The sequence below is a fragment of the Nostoc sp. genome, assembly GCF_036917315.1.
Taxonomy (GTDB): Bacteria; Cyanobacteriota; Cyanobacteriia; order Cyanobacteriales; family Nostocaceae; genus Nostoc.
Map to the genome: position 1 here is coordinate 38105 of NZ_JBALDR010000012.1, position 21340 is coordinate 59444.

The following is a 21340-nucleotide window of genomic DNA, read 5'->3' on the forward strand; positions in this document are numbered from 1 at the left end:
ATAGCTCACGCAAAAGTGATTTTGGGTGAGACATCACTCCAGCGTGTATTTAAAGTGATGATTGAGCAAGTTGCGATCGCCTTTGAGCATAAAGATTATCAAACAGCAGCTAAATTACTCAAACAGCTGCAAAAAGAATCACCCGAAAATCCTTGGGTACAATATTATCTCGGTCGGCTACATGAAGTATCTCAAAAGCACCAAGATGCAGAAAAAATTTATCGGCAACTGCTGCGAGATACAAGGAACGCCAAAATAGTAACGCTCGCACGCCAAGGTTTGCGACGGCTACAAGAAATTGAACTAGAAGAAAGACAAAGAGCTATTTCCCAAGCAAAATCTGAACCAAATAACACCGAACTTGGCGTACTAGTCTTAGAGCCACTCAGTACCGAGATCAAAACAGAAGCATCTCGAAAATTTGCTCAGATTATGCAGATAGACCCCTATACTGCACGATTAATACTGCCAAGTCGTGGCTGGAGATTGTATCGCACTGGCCAAGTAGGAGAACTAAAATTTTATGGCAAACAGCTACAGCAGGCTGGTATTCCTTGCTTTTGGGCAACAATAGCGCAAATTCAGCAAATTCAAGTTTATCAAGTCAAACATTTCCAAGCATCTACCCCACAAGCTACTGTTGTTTGCCGAAACGAAATAAATCAACTTGGTTCTCTCACCTTTGACTGGTCAGAAGTCACAGCAAGAGTAGTAGGACTTTTGCCCATTTTTGAACAAGTTGTAGATGTTGATGCCCGCCGTAAACTGGAATGGAAAACTCAAACACAAGACTATGCTCAGTTTTGTGATTTACACATACCTGGTAGACGTTCCATTCTCCGACTTTATGATAACGGCTATGAATTTCAGCAAGGTTTAGAAATCATTCCTCAAGCTAGCCAAAATACAATCAGAATTAATTGGAATAGTTTATCAAGTTGGATTGACCAGCAACTACCTCAAGTCAAAATCTGGTCAGATTTCACGTCTTTTGCAGATACAACATTAGATCAAACAGAAATGTTGAGTCATATCAAGTCTCACATCGAACTGTTTCGTAGGGAACAGACTAATTGGGATTCAGCTTTTCATTTGTATAGTGGACTGGTGTTTGTTAAATAATTCGTAATACTTCGGCTACGCTCAGTACAAGTTCGTAATCCGTAATTAAGTTACTTATTACCTAATTTAAGAAGTAAGTTTTCAAATCAAGTAGGAGTGTTCTATGAATATAGTAAGTGCTAAAAACCTAAATTTAGGGGGTTTGTACGTCCAATCTCCTCAAGGAGAGCAAGTAATTTTTCCACTCAAGCATACAGAAGTTATCGCAAAAATTGCCGGTAATTTGTCACGAGTTGAGGTCATCCAAAGCTTTGAAAATCATTTCACGCAGCCTTTAGAAGCAGTCTATATTTTTCCGTTACCTGATGAGGCGGCGGTAGATGACATGGAAATCAAAATAGGCGATCGCATCATCAAAGGTAATATAAAAAAACGTGAAGAAGCTGTAGCCATCTACGAAAAGGCAAAACAAGAAGGACGCACCGCCGGACTTCTAGAACAGGAACGAGACAACATTTTCACCCAATCTCTGGCTAACATCAAACCTGGCGAACAAATTGATGTCACAATTCGTTACACCGAAAGTTTAAAATTTGAGGCGGGAAACTACGAATTTGTTTTCCCGATGGTGGTGGGGCCAAGATATATTCCGGGAACGCCGATAGATGATAGCGGTGACACAGACCAAGTTCCTGATGCTTCTCGCATTACACCATCTGTAGTCTTAGAAGGAATGCGATCGCGTCACAATATTAATGTCACAGTCGAAATTGATGCGGGTTTGCCAATTTCTGAAGTGCGTTCTCCTTCCCATCAATTAAAAATTGAACACTCAGGTCAAATTGTGCGGATTCAATTAGCCGGAGAAGATACAATTCCCAACAAAGATTTAATTCTCCGCTATCAAGTTTCTGGTAAGGAAACTCAATCTACAGTATTAAACCAAGCCGACGATCGCGGCGGACATTTTGCAATATATCTGATTCCAGCTTTGGAATATTCCACTGATGAGATTGTCCCCAAAGATGTCGTATTTTTGGTGGATACTTCCGGCTCCCAATCTGGCGATCCGTTGCAAAAGTGTCAGGAATTGATGCGGCGATTTATTAATGGGTTGAATCCTAACGATACTTTCACAATTATCGATTTTTCCGATAGAGTTAGACAGTTATCGCCAAAACCTCTGCCGAATACACCAGAAAATCGTGCCCAAGCGATCGCTTACATTAACAATTTACAAGCTGATGGCAGCACAGAAATGCTCAGTGGCATTCGTACAGCGATAAATTTCCCTACACCAGTTGGAAGATTACGCAGTGTTGTACTCTTAACCGATGGCTATATTGGCAACGAAAATGAGATTTTGGCAGAGGTACAACAGCATCTACAACCAGGAAATCGCCTTTACAGTTTTGGTGTTGGTAGTTCAGTTAACCGTTTTTTACTAAATCGCATCGCCGAAATTGGCCGGGGAATATCTACAATTATTCGTCATGATGAACCCACAGAAGAAGTTGCCGAAAAGTTTTACAGGCAAATTAACAATCCTGTACTCACGAATATCCAAATCTCTTGGCAGGGTGACACAGAATCGCCTGTGATTTACCCAAAGGTAGCCCCTGATTTATTTTGCGAACAACCATTAGTTTTGTTTGGTCGCAAACAAGATAGGACTAGCGGAAATCTGCAAATTTCCGGCATTGCTGCGGGCGGTAAGCACTATGAAAAAACATTTCACCTCGTATTTGAAGAAACAGGAAATGTTGCTGTAGCGCAGTTGTGGGGACGCGCTCGCATCAAATACTTGATGAATCAAATGGTGAGTTTTGAAACCAAAGCTGGTGTAGAGGCAGTTACAAAAACAGCCTTAAATTATCAACTGCTTTCTCAATACACCGCTTTTGTAGCTGTCAGCGATGACGTGCGAGTTGAACCAGGAAGCGAATACTTATCTATGCAAGTGCCAGTGGAAATGCCTAAAGCCGTTAGGTTTGGCAAAGCTTCGGCTGCACGTAAAATATCACTCTCAATGCCATTAGCACCAGCCTCAGCAGAAGCTCCCGATTTTCTCCGGCAAAAGCGATCGCCACAGTCTCCAGCAGTCAAAGAAGTTGAGATGTCTTTGAGCTTTGATTTAGAGGAGATGGAACAAGATGAAATATTAGACGCAGCCATCAACCATCAGTTAGAAGTCATCAGTGTTACTGGTTTGGATGACACAGAAATTGCTGACTTAACCCAACACCTTCAACAACTAAACTTTCCTTCCGGCTTCAGTGGTGAAATCGTCTTTGAGTTCACCGTCAAGAAAGGTCGGGTAGAACGGGTAGTTTTGGATGAAGAAACCTCCACCCTAAAAGATCCAGTGGTAGTGGAGAAAATTAAGCGATCGCTCTTACTTTGGAGAGTTCCCCCATCTACAACTGGCAAAGTTATCTTAACCTTGCATCTTCACGCCTAATCTACAGAGACCGTAAAATTACGGTCTCTATGAATTATTTAGGTGTTTTAATCTGACGCGCCATGTCTAGATAAGCACTCATATTCGCTCCTGGACGACGACGACCATTAGAGCTAGTAGTCGAAGGAGCAAGATATTTTGGTGCAAAGGTTGTTTCAGTAGGCTGCTCTTTGAGTACTTTGGCTGCTGCGGCTTTTGCATTTTTGCCCGGTTCAACTTTAAGACCCTCAGCAGTCTGGACTAGTTGAACGTCGGCTGGTTTGGGATTTTTAGCTGATTTTTCCTTAGCCTTAGTCTTAGCCGCGGCAGTTTTTGTTCCGTTCAATGAATCTGGCTTAGATGGAGTTGGTGCTTCTGATGTAATCGTCTCTGCTACTTTCTTAGCATTCGATGCAACTGTGGATGTAACTGTCTCTGCTACTTTCTTAGCATTCGATGCTACCTCTTTAGCAGCATCTTTGGCAGCATCTTTAGCTTCGTCCAATTCTAAGAAGTAGCCGTTGCTTTTTTTCTTCCCTGGTAACAGTCCGGTAATGAAACCCAAAATACCGCCAAGAAAACCCTGAATACCCGAAATTAACTTTTTGATAAAATCCATTACAATTACTCCTGCCTTTTACCTTTTATATTTGTAACTAGACCGTAATTGTTAAAAATTACGACAAAATGTTACATTATCTACTTGTCGTCACGCGGTTCTGGTGACAACCCTTATAGGTTTGTGCTTAATTAACATTGTAGTAAAACCACAGGGCAAATGTTCTATTGCAAGCATTTGCAACCTGCACACACCGAGAACTAATTATTAAATTTTACTGTAGCTAAGAGCAAGATTCTGAAAGCAAGCTTTACAATAATTAACATTTCTTTGTTTGGTAAATACCCAATTGAAGTTAATCAAGCAGTTTACTCTCAAGCAGTGGAAAGAGTGTCATAGCCGAATGGCAGATGGCAAGATAAATTAGTTAAATTTTATACAAACTATCTTTAAAATCATTTCAGTTTTGTTTGCCACAATATTTTTATAAAGAAAGAATCCGAAAAGCAATAACTTCAGTTTGTAGAGCAGTATGTACCTACAAAAGTGAAATACACCCATTAATTCAGCCAGATTTTGTAAATGAACATTAAAAATCAACAACGCAATCCCGTTTTGTTAATACACGGCATTGACGACACAGAGGCAGTTTTCCATAGAATGGCGGCTCAATTAAGACTAGAGGGTTGCTCTGTATATAGCCTGAATCTAGTTCCTAACAATGGTGATGTGGGTCTTGATGAATTGGCAAAACAAGTAGCAGATTATGTTACAGCGACCTTTGCACCAGAACAACGCCTAGATTTAATCGGCTTCAGTATGGGAGGAATTGTCAGCCGTTACTATGTTCAGCGATTGGGAGGAATAAACCGCGTGCAGCGGTTTATTACCATCTCTTCGCCCCATTATGGAACAGTGGTTGCTTATGGTTCTGGGCGTCCTGGTTGCCTACAAATGCGCCCCGACAGCATTTTTCTCAAGGATTTAAATTCTGATGCTGTAATGTTGGGGCAGATAGATTTTACGTCTATCTGGACACCTTATGATTTAATGATTGTCCCAGCAAATAGTTCACAAATGCCCGTAGGGAGCCAAGTTATAGTACCAGTTACTCTACACCCTTGGATGCTGACAGACCCCAGGAGCTTAAGAGTAGTCACAGCAGCTTTACAAAAGCCTATTCAGTTACCCTTGCTGAATAAAAAATCCAGTCATTAACCAGGATACTTCTTAGGCTTGCATTACTTGATTTTTAATTTTTAATTTTTTAAGTTCTATCCCCAATTTGCGTATGTTCATAACTCCCAAAAATAGCCTCTGGGTGACGATAATACTTGAACTCCATGAGATTAGAAAAGGGATCTTCTAAAAAGAAAGTGCGATGCTCAAGAGGAGAACCGACAAAACGATTTTTGGTTTCTTCACGAAAAAGTAGTTGTTGTTGTTCTGCCCTTTGTAGTAAGTCTTGCCAGTCACGTTCTTGAGTAAAAATTAGCCCAAAGTGTCTGGGATAGATAGTTTGTTGTGGTGTCAAAGGTTCTTTTGTGACATGAGCCACTAATTGATGACCGTAGAGATTGAGTATCAGGGCATGGTGGTTTTCACGACCAGGAATGCAGCCCAAACCATCTACATAATATGCTTTTGTTTGGGCAATGTCAGTTACAGGAAAAGCTAGATGGAATAAAGTTTGGCTCATGGCTTATGTGAAAAGGACTAGTAATTTATGCTATCTACAATTTATGCTATTAAGTTTTGATTGTGGTTAATTTGAACACAGTTTTTATTGATATTAACTTATATTATTTATCCTTATTACTAATATTGGGAACTAAGTAATACTCAGCCACGTACTCTGCGGCTACGGAGAAGAATTTATCTAACTCAAAAGAAGTTTTGCATTTTGTTTAATCATTGCAGCGTATTTTTTAGTCACCTGACTTTTTTGCTTGAAACGCTTGTAAATCAGAGCCTTTTAGGGAATGAAACAGCCCTGCCCTTAGAAAGGGGGAGATAAAATAATCCAGTTCCCTCCCATTAACAAGGGGAGGGTTAGGGTGGGGTAAACAAATATTTGATACACTACTACAGACTTTTCAAACATCCTCTAAGACATCATTGATGGTTTGACACTCAGTTTTCAGAGTGATGCCTACGCAATTTAGTTAATAATACAAACATATTACTTTACTTAGAGAGGTTTCAAAATAAAGCACTAAGCATCACAAATTCGTTATTCTGTTGATATTCAGACAAAATTACTCATGATTAATTGCTGATGTCATCCTCAATAGATTCTGTAAATCCCTGGTTAGTAGCAGTAGTATTAAACACAATTTTATTGGGTTTAGCTTGGATTGCTCCGAAAAAGCTACTTACCCCTGCTGGATTATTCCACGCCTGGTTTTTGGCCATCTTAATTTGGGTAACTCTAGGCTGGCAAGGATATGCAGTAGTAATGTTCTATTTTTTGGTTGGTTCTGGCGTTACCCGCATCGGTATGGCGCAGAAGGAGGCAGAAGGAATTGCCGAAAAGCGTTCTGGGGCAAGAGGCCCAGAAAATGTTTGGGGTTCGGCTTTGACTGGGGCGCTGTGTGCTTTGGGAGTAGGAATAATAAATTCGGGATTCCTCGTACCTAATCCCCAGTCGCTAATCCCCAATACTTCGGCTTCGCTCAGTACAAGTCTCCAGTCCCTACTATTACTAGCCTATGTAGCGAGTTTCAGTACAAAGCTGGCTGACACTACTGCCAGCGAAGTCGGTAAAGCTTATGGTAAAAACACCTTTTTGATTACCACACTCCAACCAGTACCTCGCGGTACAGAAGGAGCGGTAAGCTTGGAGGGAACTTTAGCTGGAATTGTGGCTTCTGTAGCGATCGCACTTGTGGGTTGGGGAGTTGGTTTAATCGATCTATTAGGAGTCGCTTGGTGTGTACTGGCAGCATTTATTGCCACCAACCTAGAAAGTGTGATTGGCGCAACACTGCAATCTAAGTATACTTGGTTGACCAATGAAGTAGTAAATATTTTTAATACATTAATCGGTGCGATCGCATCTGTGCTACTTGCTTGGACATGGATAACTTTCATTAACTAGGCTGACGAGAATAAACAATTACTATTACTCGTTTAAGTGGGGCATTGAGCAAAACAATTCCGTTAGCTGATAGTGCGGCATTTAGCCCGTTACCAGTTCCATATTCCCCACTCAGCACTCAAAACTCAGCACTCAGCACTCTTGAAGAGCATTGGTAGAAAATAACTAATTTGCCTTACTACTGCGCCACCACTAATATTTTCAATCCTGATTTTGTCCCCATTAGACTGTAAAAGTGATTGTGGCAAATTATTTTATTTAGTAGCTATATAATTTTTTGACCATTTAGATGTAATTAGTTCATTGAATCTTTATCATATTTATCCATGAATGACCAGATGATTTCTATATGATTTAATTTAAAAGTCCTATAAGTGTTTAACCATTTTCACATAATTAGTTCATGGAATCTTTATCATTTTTGACAATTAATGACCAAATAATTTCTATAGAGCAAGCAGTAAAGTACCTGCAAGCCTCTGGAAAATTGGGACAGTTCATTGGGGATATTCTGCGGCAGTACGTAATTGAGGAAGAAATCAGAACACGAGATGATATTGAAATTGGTACCGCAATAACTGAACAGTCAATTATTGACTTTAGGCTGAAAAATCAACTTACCGATCCCCAAAGTTTTCAAGAATGGTTAAAAACAAATAACACGGATTACGCTACCTTTCACACATCGGTTGCTTTTGGTTACAAGTTAGAAAAGCTGAAAGCTGTAGTGACACAAACAAAACTCCCAGAATATTTTATTGAACGCAAGATTTTCTTGGATCGGGTAGTACTTTCCCGGATTGTTGTTGATAATCGAGAATTGGCAGACGAACTCCAAACCCAAATAGAAGAAGGAGGTAGTTTTGAGCAACTAGCCAAAGAGTACTCCCTTTCAGATGACCGAATTGTGAATGGCATGATGGGAATCGTCAGCCGAGGTAGTATGCCGGATATATTACGGGCAGCTATTGATGTGGCCAGTCCTGGACAATTGATAGGCCCAATAGAAATCGTTGGCAAAGACTCTCCCCAAGGAGAAGGGCCTTATGGTTTGTTTCGAGTAGAACAATTTCTACCAGCGTCTTTAGAAGATACTCAACTACAGCAAGCACTACAAAATGAGTTGTTTGAAAAATGGCTAGCAGAGAAAATTCAAAAACTGACAGTCAAATTACAAGTGAGTTAAAAACTCTGGATAATGAATCTTTACGATTAAAAGTGCTAGCTTCTTTGCCTTGGAATCAGCCACCGCTATCCTGGCTGACTCCCGAACAACAATCCCGATTAGAAAATGAGTGTCAAACCCGCCAGTATCGTCTTGGAGAGAAAATCTGGTCAAACGATGTCGGTGGCTATCAATTTTTAATTGTGGCTGGGAAAGTCCGCTTGCGAGAAGAGGGTATTGGCAAACCAATAGCCGCCCTAGATGCAGGGGATTGGTTTGGCGACTTCCAAAAGCTATCTGCGGATTTTAAAGCTGTAGCTGCTAGTAAAGAAGTGATAGTAGTTTGTTGGGACACTGCGCTGTGGACAGAATTTTCTCACCCACAAATTCAGGAATTTTGGCAAGCGTTACCAGTAGAGATGGAGGGACAAAGGGAGACATTTTCCTTCTCTAGCACTCCTTCAATAACATCAACCTCAGACGGGACTTCCAGCCCCCACAGCCTCCAACCCCAAAAAGGACTCCCAGCCGCCAATTTGATCGCTGCAATTTATCCCTTTGTTGCCAGTTGGAATACCGCTGCTGCGTGTTTAACAATGGTGGCGCAACAACTAGAAAATTCTGTGCAACTGGAATGGGTGCAGCGTCAACTCAGAGGACAACGCCCAAAACAGGTTGTGGAAGCAGCAGAAAAGTTAGGGTTAGTGATGCGGCGCTTACAAGTGAATTGGGGTGAGTTGCGACAGTTGTCATTTCCAGCTTTATTGCTGTGGAATTCTGACTCACCCCAGAGTCCATCCTGGGTGGTAGCTTATGGAGTTAAAGGCGATCGCTTAATTATCGCTAATCCTCTAAATCCCGAACGGACTTGTGAAAGCTTGCCGCAGTCCATAGTTGAGGCGTCTTGGGATGGACAATTGTGGCAAGTAGAACTCATATCCCAGCAAGAAAAATTTAACCTCAGTTGGTTTACTCCAGCAGTTTGGAAGTATAAAGGATTGCTCGCGGAAGTATTGTTAGCATCTTTTACCTTGCAGCTTTTGGGGTTAACAACACCGCTAATTACCCAAGTCGTCATTGATAAAGTGATGGTGCAGGGGAGTTTGCCGACTCTCGATGTGATGGCGCTGGCACTTTTATGCGTAGCCATATTTGAGTCCGTACTGGGCATTCTGCGCCTATTTATCTTTACCCATACAGCTCGTCGTCTGGATTTGAGTTTATCAGCGCAGCTATTTCGCCATCTGATGCGTTTGCCTTTGGCTTATTTTGAGTCTCGGCGCGTCGGAGACACAGTAGCAAGAGTCCAGGAACTCGAACAAATTCGTCAGTTTCTCACAGGTACAGCATTAACTGTGATTCTGGATAGCATCTTTGCTGTGGTTTACCTGGCATTGATGTTTTACTATAACGTCCCACTCACCTTTGTGGCTTTAGCAGTACTGCCACTCTTTGCCACATTAACGATAGTTGCAACACCAATTCTGCGTAACTGGCTCAACGAGACCTTTAACCGGAGTGCCGATAGTCAATCGTTTCTAGTAGAGACAATCACCGGAATTCACTCCGTTAAAGCCCACGCGGCCGAACCAGTAGCCCGCGATCGCTGGGAAGGCTTATTTGCCCGCTTCATTCGCACAGGCTTTAAAGCTTCTACCACCTCCAATATCAGCAGCAACATTGGTGATTTTCTTACTAATTTGTCCACCATGCTGATTCTCTGGTTTGGTGCCAAGTTAGTCATCGAACAAAAGCTCACAATTGGACAGCTTGTTGCATTTCAAATGCTGTCTGGTAGAGTCACAGGCCCGCTTTTGCGCTTAGTACAGTTGTGGCAAAACCTTCAACAAGTGCTGCTTTCTGTAGATCGCATTGGTGACATTCTCAACGTCTCCCCAGAAGCTGAACTGGGAACTGGCTTAGTTTTACCACCCCTGAAAGGACAAGTCACCTTCGAGCAAGTATTTTTCCGCTACCGGCCAAACTTTGAAGCAATTCTGCGAGGAATCTCTTTCAGTGCCGAACCAGGGCAGTTTGTTGGCATTGTCGGACGTAGTGGTTCTGGGAAAAGTACCCTGTCTAAGCTATTGCAACGCCTCTATCAAATTGAATCAGGACGCATCCTGATTGATGGTTTTGATATAAAAAGTGCCGATTTAGCCTCACTGCGGCAACAAGTTAGTGTAGTTCTCCAAGAAGACTTTTTATTTAACGGTTCTATTTTGGAAAATATCACTCTCGGTAGTCCTGACATTACCGCAGAGCAAGTTGTAGAGGCGGCAAGATTAGCCGTGGCACACGACTTCATTAGTCAATTACCCTACGGTTACGAAACCAATGTTGGCGAACGCGGTACAGCTTTATCTGGTGGACAGAGACAACGCATTGCTCTGGCAAGGTTATTTCTTTCCCAAGCGCCGATTTTAGTTTTAGATGAAGCTACCAGTGCCTTGGATAGTGAAACTGAACAACAAGTGCTGCAAAACCTGCAAAAAATTTCCGCCAACCGTACCGTGTTCCTGATTGCTCACCGCTTTGCTCCCCTTAAACGTGCCGACTTGATTTTGGTATTGGAGCAAGGCGTGATTGCCGAACGTGGTACTCACTCACAATTGTTGCAACAAAAGGGTTTGTATTGGTCACTATATCAACGGCAGCAAGCAAACATTTAATAGATTTAACTAACTCAAAGCTTGTGGCTATATAAAAGATAAACCTTTGCAAAGCGGCTTAAACATAGCTTTTGGCGAATGGAGCATAACTCCGTTCGCCATTTTAATTTTGCTGATTTCAATAATTATCCTTGCTCCAGTCTGAGTAATATAAATATTTTTATAGCTAGCGATCGCAACAGTTTTAAGAGTAACAAAAGGAGTCGATAACGCCATGTTGCAATTTTTGCATTAGTCTCCATTAATACACCTCAAATATTTAATATTTACTCGATAAAGTTACTCTTAAAAAAAACGTAATTGTCATAATGTTTTTTGGTAATAAAATTAGCATTTTGTTATTAAATTCCATAGTAATTATTGAGAATGAAGTTTATTCGCACATTGAAATCTTTTGATTGTAAAGGTTTCAAGGCTTCAACCTGTCAAAAACGGTTGCTATCTTTGAGAAAAAATTTATGCACATTGATGATGTTAATAACAATATATTGTCAAAGAAACAGCTAAATGCCACTTCAATCTCCTCATTAGATAGCTTTAATACAAAAGATAACTACAGCCTCAACTTCAACAGACGTAGTAGCTATAACTCAGCCGATGCTGATGTGCAGTTGCTAAATAACGATGAATCTAAAAATAGCAATAACGCTACTAATAATGCTTTTAGCACTCAAAATTATAACTCTACTAATGGCTATGGCTTGATTAATGGAGCAGCAGCAGTGGCTAGAGCTATTGGTAAAAATACCTTTGCTGATGTTCCCGATCTTGGTGGCAATAATTGGGGAGCAGACCTGGTTAAAGCACCGGAAGTATGGGCACAGGGATATACAGGTAAAGGCGTTGTTGTCGCTGTTGTAGATACTGGAGTTGACTACAACCACGAGGATTTAAAAAATAATATCTGGACGAATACCAAGGAAATTGCAGGTAACGGTATAGATGATGATGGCAATGGCTATGTTGATGATAATTACGGTTGGAACTTTGCCGATCAAAACAACAACACTCTAGATGACAACGGTCATGGTACTCATGTTTCCGGCACGATCGCAGGAGAAAATAATAACTACGGTGTCACTGGTATTGCTTATGATGCCAAGATTATGGCTGTCAAAGCTTTAGATAGCTCTGGCTCTGGTTCCTATAGTTCCATATCTAAAGGTATTCGTTACGCTGTAGATAATGGAGCTAATGTGATTAACCTCAGTTTAGGAGGCGGATCTTCCAATCGCACTTTAGAGTCAGCCATTAACTATGCCAGCAGTAAAGGAGTAATTGTCGTCATGGCAGCAGGTAATGATGGTGACTCATCACCAGACTATCCCGCCCGCTATGCATCCAAGTCGGGAATTGCCGTTGGGGCAGTAGATAAGAATAATAATTTGGCCGACTTCTCTAACCGCTCTGGAACAAATCCAATCGCTTACGTCACAGCTCCAGGAGTCAAGGTTTATTCATCAGTTCCGAATAATCAGTATGCAACTTATAGCGGCACATCTATGGCTGCTCCCCACGTTGCTGGTATCGTTGCCCTGATGCTTAGTGCTAACTCCAACCTGACTGATGCCCAAGTACGTCAGATTGTCACAGAAACCGCAGGAAATAGTACACAAACTACAAGCTCTAGTTTGAAGATTTCTAATGTCAGTTCTCTAGCAAGTCAAGTGATTGCACAAACCGCAGTCAATAACACACAAACTACAAGCTCTAGTTTTAAAATTTCTAATGTCAGTTCTCTAGCGAGTCAGGTGATTGCACAAACCGCAGGAAATAACACACAAGCTACAAACTCTAGTTTTAATAGTTCCAATTTTGGCTCTCTAATCGGTCAGGGAATTACAGAACCCACAAGATATCTAACACCAGAAACGATCGCAAGTTGGAATAATTCTGATTTTAACCCTGTAATTGGTCAGGCAATTACAGAAACCACAAAATATCTGATATCAGCCGAAGGTAATAACAGATCAACAAATCCAGAATTATGGTCGCAATTTCAAAACTATGAGAATATTCTGGGCAGTATCAATGTGAATAGCAATCAGGATGAGAATAATCCAGATTTTGTCAAACGACTAGAGGGAATGCAAACACAAGTAGATCGGTATAGAAAATTTTTGGGTATAGCTTGAAAATTATAGCGATTTGCAGTTAAGTTCAATAGTGCTTGTCTGTCCTGAATAAATGTAGGGGTTTAACAATGCTAAACCCTTACTTGTCGCTAATCTAACAAACTTTCCTATCCTACCTAACGGAAAATGCCTCATTGAATCGCCGTGTCACAGGCTCAGTGATGAATGTCAATATTGACTTTTTCCGAGTGACAATTTCACCTGTAGCAGCCATCCCTGGTGTAAATTCTACTTCTTGACCTCGAACATTCACTGCGTGTCTATTTAGCTTAATTCTCGTCGGAAAAACTAAACCCAATTCTTTATCAGCAATGGCATTTGGACTGACTTGCATAACTTCGCCATCCACAATGCCAAATTCTTGGAAGGGAAAAGTTGCCATTTTCACTTTTGCCTTCATTCCTTGACGAATAAACCCAATATCGCGGTTGAGAACTTTCACCTCTAGAAGCATTTCTTCCCCTTCCGGCAAAATTGACAGCAATTCTTCACCCGATTGAACTGGTCCCTTGGTGGCTTTGACTTTATAAATTGTACCGGCTACGGGAGCCTCAATCGTTTCTAAAGCTTGTTGCTTCCTCGCCTGCTCTAATTGACCTTGAACAGTTGTCAGTTCTTCTTTACGCTTATTAAACTGCGTCAAAATTTCGCTTTGTCGTTCTGATGCTACACGCTGGGCCTGACTGCGTGCAGCGTTGTAAGCTTGTTCTGCTTGGCGAATTTCTTGGACTTGAGCAGCAATATCTTTTTCTAATGATGTGACTTTATCTTGAGCCTCTGTGATTCTATTCTGGGCGTTGATGACTTCATCTTGCGCTCTGGTGATTTCTGTTTTTGCACGAGTTAATCTTTCTTGAGCATCCAGGTAATCTACACGAGGCACAGCGCCAGGAGTAATTAGAGTGCGTAGGCTTTTTTCCCTTTCTTGAGCCAGGGCTAAATTACTTTCAATTTTAATTCGGATGCTATCTGCATTGACAAGGTTGGTTTGAGAATTTGCAAAGCTGCTTTTAGCATTAACCAAGTTATCTTGCAACCTGCTCAAGCGGACTTTGGCTTGATCGATGAGTGCTATTTGACGATTTGCTTCTGCTTCCGCCGCTGCTTGACGAGCTTGGAAGTCTTGCAGGCGGGAGTTTAAAAGTTCATCTTGCACTTTCGTCCCAGTAGTTTTACCTCCAACACGTTCTGCATCTAAACGCTGTAAATCGTCTTGAATCAATCTAGTAGATTTGGCTAGGCGGGAAACATCGGTTATTTGCAAGTCTGGATCTTTTTGAATCAGAATTTGACCTTTAGTAACGCGATCGCCTTCTTGCACTTTAACAGCGACAATCGATCCTCCACCCAAAGATGTCACCGGTCTTACCTGTGTAGAAGCAATTAATTCTCCTGGTGCTGTTGCTACTTCATCTATTTGAGAGAAGTACGCCCAGGCGATCGCCCCAAATACGATGGCGGTCATCGTTCCCGCTAATAATCTAGTGTACAGGGGCGGCAATTCCTGTACTGCCTTCCCCAATTCATAAGTAAGTTGTTCCTCTGGTTTGGCGAATCGCTCTTTTGTCTGACGTGCTTGAGCAGCATTTGCAGCTAGAGAAGATTTCATTTGTGTTCTTTATCCTTTGTCCTTTGTCATTAGTCATTTGTCCTTTGTTATTCACTAATGACAAATGACTAATGACTAATGACTAATGTTTAATTCAAACTGCTAAATAGCGCCGCAAAAAACTGTCTAATGTCTCTAATTGAAAGTTAAAAATCGCCTCTAAATTGGCAATTTCATCTTTTGTACAGAAAAATTCATTGGCTAGCAATGTGCGATAAGTTCCCAAAGCTTTTTGGATTTTGGGATTAAATAAACCCAATGCACCCTGTAACCCATCAATGACAAATAGGGGTGAGTTAATTATTACTGGTTCTTTGGCGAAAATCCGACCAAAAATCCGGGGAATATCTTCTCGCAATAAAATCTCTGGACCTCCGACGGGTAAAATCTGGTTACGAGCGCCTTCAACTGTCACAGAATCCACAACTATCTTTGCCAAATCATCAGTACTGACAATTGAGGTACGGTTTTTGCGATCGCCAACAAGCAGATACAATCCCGTTTCCCGAAATCTTTCTACCAGTGGCAGCAAGTTAGATGCTAATCCAGATGGGCGTAAAATAGTGTAATTTAAGCCACTAGCTGCCAAATATTGCTCTACTGCTCGTTTAGCTTTGAAAACGGGAGCATTTTCATAACCGCGATCGGCTCCCAGTACGGAAATGAAGACAAAATGCTCTACGCCATTGGCTTTTGCCTGGTCGATGAGTTCAATATTGGCGCGGTAATCTAACGATAGGGCATCGCTATCAGAACCGTGGGTGCTGATAATATACCGCACACCCTGACTAGCTTTCTGGATATCTTTTTCCTCTAGCAAGTCACCAATGAAGATTTCTGCACCTCGGTGTTCTAACTCGCTATAGCGCGAGGTAAGGCGGACAAATGCCCGCACAGACTGTTCTCGTTGTCGTAGGAGTCGCACAACTCTGCGACCAATTCCTCCCGTTGCTCCAGTTACCAGAAACATACAAATACCTAAATTGAATAGTTACAGCGTTTATAGTTGTCAAAATGCTCGATATAGGATCAAAATCCATCGAGCAATACTTAAAAAGAGATATGAGCATATTTTTATACTTTGTTACCATGCTCAAGATAGTCTCACGCCAATAAGTCACACCTTATTTATTTTAATACTCTGAAAATGATCCCCCATATTTTTGTAGATGTCGGGGATAGAGTAATAGGAGGGTGGAACACGAAAAAGGGGGATGTCGGGGATGCAGAGGAGGCAAAACAATGAATAAAGAAGCAATTAAAGAAAGATCGTAAGAGTTTTGCCGTCGTGCAATTCAAGAAGCATTAGATAAAGATAGAGAAAAGTAATATTAAAGGAACAGTTGTCATAACTGTGAGAATTACTGGTATGAGTCAGCAATCAAGCATATTGCTTTCTTAATATGCTTGATTGCTTGCGGAAAACACCAAAATGAAAAAGCAAACTGGGGTTTGAATAAGTCAAACGTCATTTTACTTGCGGAAAACACCAAAATGAGAAAGCAAACTGGGGTTTGAATAAGTCAAACGTCATTTTACTTGCGGAAAACACCAAAATGAGAAAGCAAACCGGGGTTTGAATAAGTCAAACGTAATTTTGCTTGCGGAAAACACTGAAATGAGAAAGCAAACACAGCTTTTGAGTAAGCAAACTGGGGTTTGAGTAAGTCAAATGCCATTTTGCTTATTAAATTCGACTTGATATATTGTTTCTATCAAGTAACTAGTTATTGTTCATCATGACTTTTTCGGCTTATTCCCTGGCTTGGACTGTGGTCAATATTTCTTGCAAAATCCTCAGTATTTAGCAGCGTATTCATTTGCAATAAACCTTTTTAACTGTCGCTTGTAGGACAAGGAACAGACTTTTTACCTGACCAATCTGTAAGAGTATTTTCATCTCTATAATGCCGGGGAGTTTTCAGCAGCAAATACCAAGCTTCGCCAGCATCCAATAAATTAAAGTTTTCAGAATAGTGAGTTTCTAACAAATCCCTAACCATAACATAATAGTCAGAGTTAATTGCTGGAAAAATGTGATGTTCAGTGTGGTGGGAAAAATTTAAATGCAACAGGTCAAATATTTTATAAACCCGGAGAGACATACTATTAATTAATGGATCGTTAACGTTGGTCATCGGACAAAGTAAATGATTTGTATAAATATAAAAAATTACTCCAGCATAACCAATTGCAATCGGTAAAAAGTAACCAAGTATGAGCTTTATGGGGTCAAATTGCAGATAGATGAGAATGCTGAGATGAATCACGATCATCATCAATAATTCTCCTGCGATCGCCCGACGATCTTTAGCACTGACTGTAAATGCAGCAGGAACATAATCGACGGATTCATCATTGAAAAATAGCACAGATGTCAGATTGCGAAAAGTATGTACTCCCCAAGCTGAAGTCAATCCCACTATGAACCATATAGGATTGACTTCAGTTGAAGGTACAAATAAGTCCTGAATCCATTTTCCCCAGGTTGAAGATTGTTCATATAAGTAATTACGATCTGGGTCGCTCAAATCATTAGTGTGATTATGATGCACCCGGTTATGAACTGCTTTCCATAACGTTGGTGGCATCCACAACATTGTTAATCCTAAAAAGCTAATGATATAGATTAATCGGGGGTTTTTAATCACGCTACCATGCATCAAATCGTGGGTGCTAAATAGTAAGACAACCACGCTATTACCCATAACTATGCTTAAAGGTACATAAAGCCATAAAAGGTATGGCGACCAAGAATCTAACCGCGCCGCTATCATCCAACCTAATATCAAAATTGCCAGATTAATGAACAATATAATTAACTTACTTGGATCGGGGATAAATGCTTCAGGTGGCATCAGAGAACGTAATTCTTTCGCATATATTTTCTGGTGAATAAGTGTCCGATCTGTACTAACATTCATAAATAATTTTTCAGTTAGATAATTTCACTGGGTAAAGTTTTGCGGCAAATCGTAGCGTTTTTCAACTGGAATAATTAAATTCACAACTAAAATAAGTATCTAAATCGTAACACAAAATATTTCTGCGGTAGACCTCTTGCATAATTTTGGCATTGCCTACACGTCTTCCTCAGAATAATTTCTGTGGTTTAAAGTGAAAGTTATCTGAAGCTGACTAAAATTATTATTTTACCCACATTACTAGCTAGAGGCTATTAGGATGTCAAGTTTATCTTAGTAGGTAATAAATTTTTTAGTAATAGCTTTAGTCTTTATTTTCTAATCACTAAAGTGCTTACTAAAAACCCTCGATACTAGCTTGACAAAGTACTAAAAAACGTGAGATAGTTAAAAACTTTCCCAATTTCAACCCCCCACATCTTTATAGATGCAGGGGGAGTAATAAAATAACCCACAATTTGGATTTTTGCTCAATTTTTGGGCAGTATTCACCGATTAATCCTACATATCGCAGGTGCGATGTCTACGCAGAGCTACGCCTACGCACTATTTATACTTTGTACAAGCAGCCCACCTCAAAACTATTCAGACGCTTTGTTATTAGCTCTATTAGCACGCGCCTCAGCTGAAGCCATGACCTCATCAAAATTTTCTAGCACTTCGCCAGGGAAGTTTTCCAAAACTCTGGTAGAAAGAGCAACCCGCCCTTTACCCTCATCCAAGTCAATAATTACAGCTTTAATTGGCTGGCCAACTTGAAATACTTTTTCTAGAGAATCAATGAATTTCTGGCTTACCTGCTTGATATGAAGTAAGGCGCTCATCCCACTTAAATCGACAAATACACCAAAAGGTTTGATGCCAGTAACTTTACCTTCCACCAGTTGACCTAGTTCTAATAGGCTGAAGTTGCTAGAACGAGTTGCTAAACGTTGAGAAAGGATGAGTTTGTTGGTGTTTTTATTAATTTCCAAAAAACCCACAGTCAGATTTTGACCTTTGAGTGCTTCTAAATTATCACGCTCTGCCAAGTGCGATCGCGGAATAAATCCCCGCAAAGAAAGAATATCGACGGTGACACCACCTTTATTCACACCCATAACCCGTACTTGCACAGTCTGAGCATTTTCCTGCATTTCGGTCAGTCGTTCCCAGATGTGCTGAATTTCCAACTGCTTTCGAGAAAGGGTAACTTGCCCTTCTGCATCTTGATCTCGGATAATCAAAAACTGCATATCCTCTTGCAATGGCAGCACTTCCGATAAATCAGTAACTGCTCTCAAAGAAGCCTCATCGCGCGGCAGAAAAGCTGACGACTTACCACCAATATCAACATAGGCTCCATCATGGTCAAGTTGGAAAACTTTGCCATGTACAATTTGTCCCTTTTGAAATTGGTAGTCGTGTTTTTCTAGTGCTTTGGCAAAATCGTCCATTGTAAAGGGCGAATTGGCTGTTTGAGAAAGTTTCGATTCGGAATTCATGACTTTTGAAGATTAGTTGTTATTTGATATGGTGCAACTGAAGTTTAAATTGTCATTTGTCATTTGTCATTTGTCCTTTGTTATTCACCAATGACTAATGACCAATGACTAACTTGGCTGCGTATGCTTCAGTTTAGTTGACCAAAGAGTTGTTTTACTTGCTCCCAAGCATCGGCCGCAGCTTTAGGATTATAACTGGCACGGTGGTCGCAGAAAAATCCGTGATCAGCTCCATCGTAGCGAAACACGCGATGAGGAATTTTATATTTTTCTAACTCTGCTGTAATCTCATCTACTTGTTCGGCTGGAATGCTAGCATCTTCTGCACCAAAAAAGGTATAGAGAGTACCTGTTATTTCTTCGGTACGAGTGACAGTAGGAGCGCCACCTCCCGGTGTGCGAGTGGTAATTCCAGCACCGTAGAAGGAAGCAGTAGCTTTAATATCTGGCAAGGTGGCTGCAAGATATGCGACATGACCGCCAAAGCAGAAGCCAATACAGCCAAAACCATCTTTTTTTACTTGAGAGAGATTTTTGAGGTAGTCAATTGCTAATTGAATATCGCTCAATAACTCTGAGGCTTGGGTTTGCATGGCGTAGCTTCTGCCCGTTTCAATATCTTCGGGTGTGTATCCGGTTTCAAAGCCAGGGGCAATCCGTTGAAAAAGTGCAGGTGCGATCGCTACATACCCAAGTTTGGCAATCCGTTCTGTAACTTCCCGAATGTGAACGTTGACACCAAAAATCTCTTGTAATACTACAACTCCTGGGTAAGAACCAGATTCTTTTGGCTCTGCAAGATAAGCAGACACTTGAATATTATCTTGCAAAAGATTAACCGTTGTGGTAATTGTTGCTTCCTCTGTCATAATAATTTTTACCAGTGCTATGTGATTAGCCGTGTGTTTATTTGATATAACTATGCCAGTATGCCTAGCTTTTTTCTAATTAAATTATCAATTACCAATAGTGAGAGCATTAAAAATTTGTATCAGAAAAACTTTATATGTAAATAGAATATTAAATATGTAGCAAATGCATCTGGATAGCAAAAGAGTGCTGAGTTAAAAGTGCTGAGTAGGCAAGCAACACTTAATACTCAAACCTCAGCACTCAAAACTCAACACTCAGCACTTAGTATTAGGAGGTTTGGTGATGATTCAATTCCGTATTCAGCCAGACAGCGAAATTCCCGCATCAACCCAGCTGTTTAATCAAATCCGATTTGCGATCGCTTCTCGACAATATCCCCCAGCCTACAAATTACCAAGCACACGGGCGCTGGCAATGCAAACGGGTTTACACCGCAATACCATTAGTAAAGTTTACCGTCAACTGGAGGAAGACGGATTTGTTGAAAGTATGGCTGGTTCGGGTATTTATGTTCGCGCCCAAGGTCATGAGGGCGGTAGTAGGTTGCAATCACCAATTCTCAAACAAAATCCTGATGCATATCAAGTTGTCCAGCAAGCACTTGACGAACTGCTCTCCCAAGGATGCTCGCTGAATCAAGCTAGAGAGCTATTTTTAGCGGAAATTGACTGGCGCTTGCGTTGTAGTGCGCGGGTACTGGTTGCAGTGCCATCTTATGACATGGGTGCTGGTGAATTGATGGTGTATGAATTAGAGCGATCGCTAAAAATTCCAGTCCAGTTGGTAGCAATGGAAGAATTAACAGCTGTGCTAGATAAAACTACCTCTGCGACAGTAGTCACCAGTCGGTATTTTATCAGTAATGTAGAAGCGATCGCAGCTCCAAAAGCCGCACGAGTAATTCCTCTAGATATCTACGACTACAGCAAAGAACTCAGCATATTGAAAACCTTACCAAAAGAAAACTGTGTTGGGATAGTTAGCCTCAGTTCTGGGATTGCAAGAGCCGCAGAAGTCATTCTCCACGGTTTGCGCGGTGATGAACTATTGGTGATGACTTCGCAACCAAAAGATGCTTACAAACTTCAGGCAATGGTTAAACGGGCTGAGGTAATCATAAGCGATCAAGCCAGTTTTGCGGCAGTGCAAGCAGCCGTGCAAGCATCTGATGAAGATATTATTCGTCCGCCAAAGCTGATTAAGGTTGAGAATTATATCGGCGCTAACTCAATTAACTTGCTAAAACGAGAACTGGGTTTAAGTTAATCTCAAGATAATTCTACCAACATCTTTGAGAGCAACTGATACAGGAGGGAT

The 21340-nt window shown here is 41.0% G+C and carries 16 protein-coding genes; 8 read left to right on the plus strand and 8 right to left on the minus strand.

The window, feature by feature from the left end; all coding sequences use genetic code 11:
• The first annotated feature begins 57 nt into the window (after positions 1–57).
• Positions 58–1122, plus strand: a complete 1065-nt coding sequence (locus V7K84_RS05105; protein ID WP_334836773.1) for a tetratricopeptide repeat protein — start codon at positions 58–60, stop codon at positions 1120–1122.
• A 103-nt stretch (positions 1123–1225) separates the two neighbouring features.
• On the plus strand, positions 1226–3523 hold the full coding sequence (locus V7K84_RS05110) for a VIT domain-containing protein (protein ID WP_334836774.1): 2298 nt from the start codon (positions 1226–1228) through the stop codon (positions 3521–3523).
• 34 nt (positions 3524–3557) lie between these two features.
• Here V7K84_RS05110 and V7K84_RS05115 read toward each other — a convergent pair whose 3' ends face one another.
• Positions 3558–4121: a hypothetical protein gene (locus V7K84_RS05115; protein ID WP_334836775.1), complete on the minus strand. Its 564-nt coding sequence runs from the start codon at positions 4119–4121 to the stop codon at positions 3558–3560.
• A gap of 522 nt (positions 4122–4643) precedes the next feature.
• Here V7K84_RS05115 and V7K84_RS05120 point away from each other — a divergent pair.
• The gene (locus tag V7K84_RS05120) at positions 4644–5279 is read left to right on the plus strand and encodes an esterase/lipase family protein (RefSeq protein WP_334836776.1); all 636 of its coding nucleotides are present in this window, start codon (positions 4644–4646) and stop codon (positions 5277–5279) included.
• 49 nt (positions 5280–5328) lie between these two features.
• Here V7K84_RS05120 and V7K84_RS05125 read toward each other — a convergent pair whose 3' ends face one another.
• A complete protein-coding gene (locus V7K84_RS05125; RefSeq protein ID WP_334836777.1) occupies positions 5329–5760 on the minus strand; it encodes a VOC family protein in 432 nt (143 codons plus the stop codon).
• A 579-nt stretch (positions 5761–6339) separates the two neighbouring features.
• Between V7K84_RS05125 and V7K84_RS05130 the strand changes: the two genes are divergently transcribed.
• From V7K84_RS05130 to V7K84_RS05140, 3 genes are all read left to right on the plus strand, one after another.
• Positions 6340–7161 carry a DUF92 domain-containing protein gene (locus tag V7K84_RS05130; protein WP_334836778.1) on the plus strand — a complete coding sequence of 274 codons (822 nt, stop codon included), beginning with the start codon at positions 6340–6342 and terminating at the stop codon, positions 7159–7161.
• 403 nt (positions 7162–7564) lie between these two features.
• Positions 7565–8347, plus strand: a complete 783-nt coding sequence (locus V7K84_RS05135) for a peptidylprolyl isomerase (RefSeq protein WP_099102542.1) — start codon at positions 7565–7567, stop codon at positions 8345–8347.
• Positions 8296–10998, plus strand: a complete 2703-nt coding sequence (locus V7K84_RS05140) for a type I secretion system permease/ATPase (RefSeq protein ID WP_334836779.1) — start codon at positions 8296–8298, stop codon at positions 10996–10998. The genes V7K84_RS05135 and V7K84_RS05140 overlap by 52 nt, the downstream gene beginning before the upstream one ends.
• Before the next feature lie 27 nt (positions 10999–11025).
• On the opposite strand, the gene V7K84_RS05145 is transcribed toward V7K84_RS05140, so the two are convergent.
• Positions 11026–11214, minus strand: a complete 189-nt coding sequence (locus V7K84_RS05145) for a hypothetical protein (protein WP_334836780.1) — start codon at positions 11212–11214, stop codon at positions 11026–11028.
• A gap of 242 nt (positions 11215–11456) precedes the next feature.
• Between V7K84_RS05145 and V7K84_RS05150 the strand changes: the two genes are divergently transcribed.
• Positions 11457–13133, plus strand: coding sequence for a S8 family peptidase (locus tag V7K84_RS05150; protein WP_334836781.1), 1677 nt, complete (start codon positions 11457–11459; stop codon positions 13131–13133).
• Positions 13134–13245: 112 nt separating this feature from the next.
• Here V7K84_RS05150 and V7K84_RS05155 read toward each other — a convergent pair whose 3' ends face one another.
• The 5 genes from V7K84_RS05155 to V7K84_RS05175 form a co-directional block, all read right to left on the minus strand.
• Complete coding sequence (locus V7K84_RS05155; protein ID WP_334836782.1) at positions 13246–14742, minus strand: HlyD family efflux transporter periplasmic adaptor subunit; 1497 nt, start codon at positions 14740–14742, stop codon at positions 13246–13248.
• 94 nt (positions 14743–14836) lie between these two features.
• The gene (locus V7K84_RS05160; RefSeq protein ID WP_334836783.1) at positions 14837–15712 is read right to left on the minus strand and encodes an SDR family oxidoreductase; all 876 of its coding nucleotides are present in this window, start codon (positions 15710–15712) and stop codon (positions 14837–14839) included.
• A gap of 865 nt (positions 15713–16577) precedes the next feature.
• The gene (locus V7K84_RS05165; protein WP_334836784.1) at positions 16578–17666 is read right to left on the minus strand and encodes a fatty acid desaturase family protein; all 1089 of its coding nucleotides are present in this window, start codon (positions 17664–17666) and stop codon (positions 16578–16580) included.
• A gap of 581 nt (positions 17667–18247) precedes the next feature.
• The gene (locus V7K84_RS05170; protein ID WP_334836785.1) at positions 18248–19150 is read right to left on the minus strand and encodes a S1 RNA-binding domain-containing protein; all 903 of its coding nucleotides are present in this window, start codon (positions 19148–19150) and stop codon (positions 18248–18250) included.
• Between the two features lie 128 nt (positions 19151–19278).
• Entirely contained in the window at positions 19279–20019 is a 741-nt protein-coding gene (locus V7K84_RS05175; RefSeq protein WP_334836786.1) for a dienelactone hydrolase family protein, read from the minus strand.
• Between the two features lie 286 nt (positions 20020–20305).
• Between V7K84_RS05175 and V7K84_RS05180 the strand changes: the two genes are divergently transcribed.
• A complete protein-coding gene (locus V7K84_RS05180) occupies positions 20306–21289 on the plus strand; it encodes a GntR family transcriptional regulator (protein WP_292732563.1) in 984 nt (327 codons plus the stop codon).
• The last annotated feature ends 51 nt before the right edge of the window (positions 21290–21340 follow it).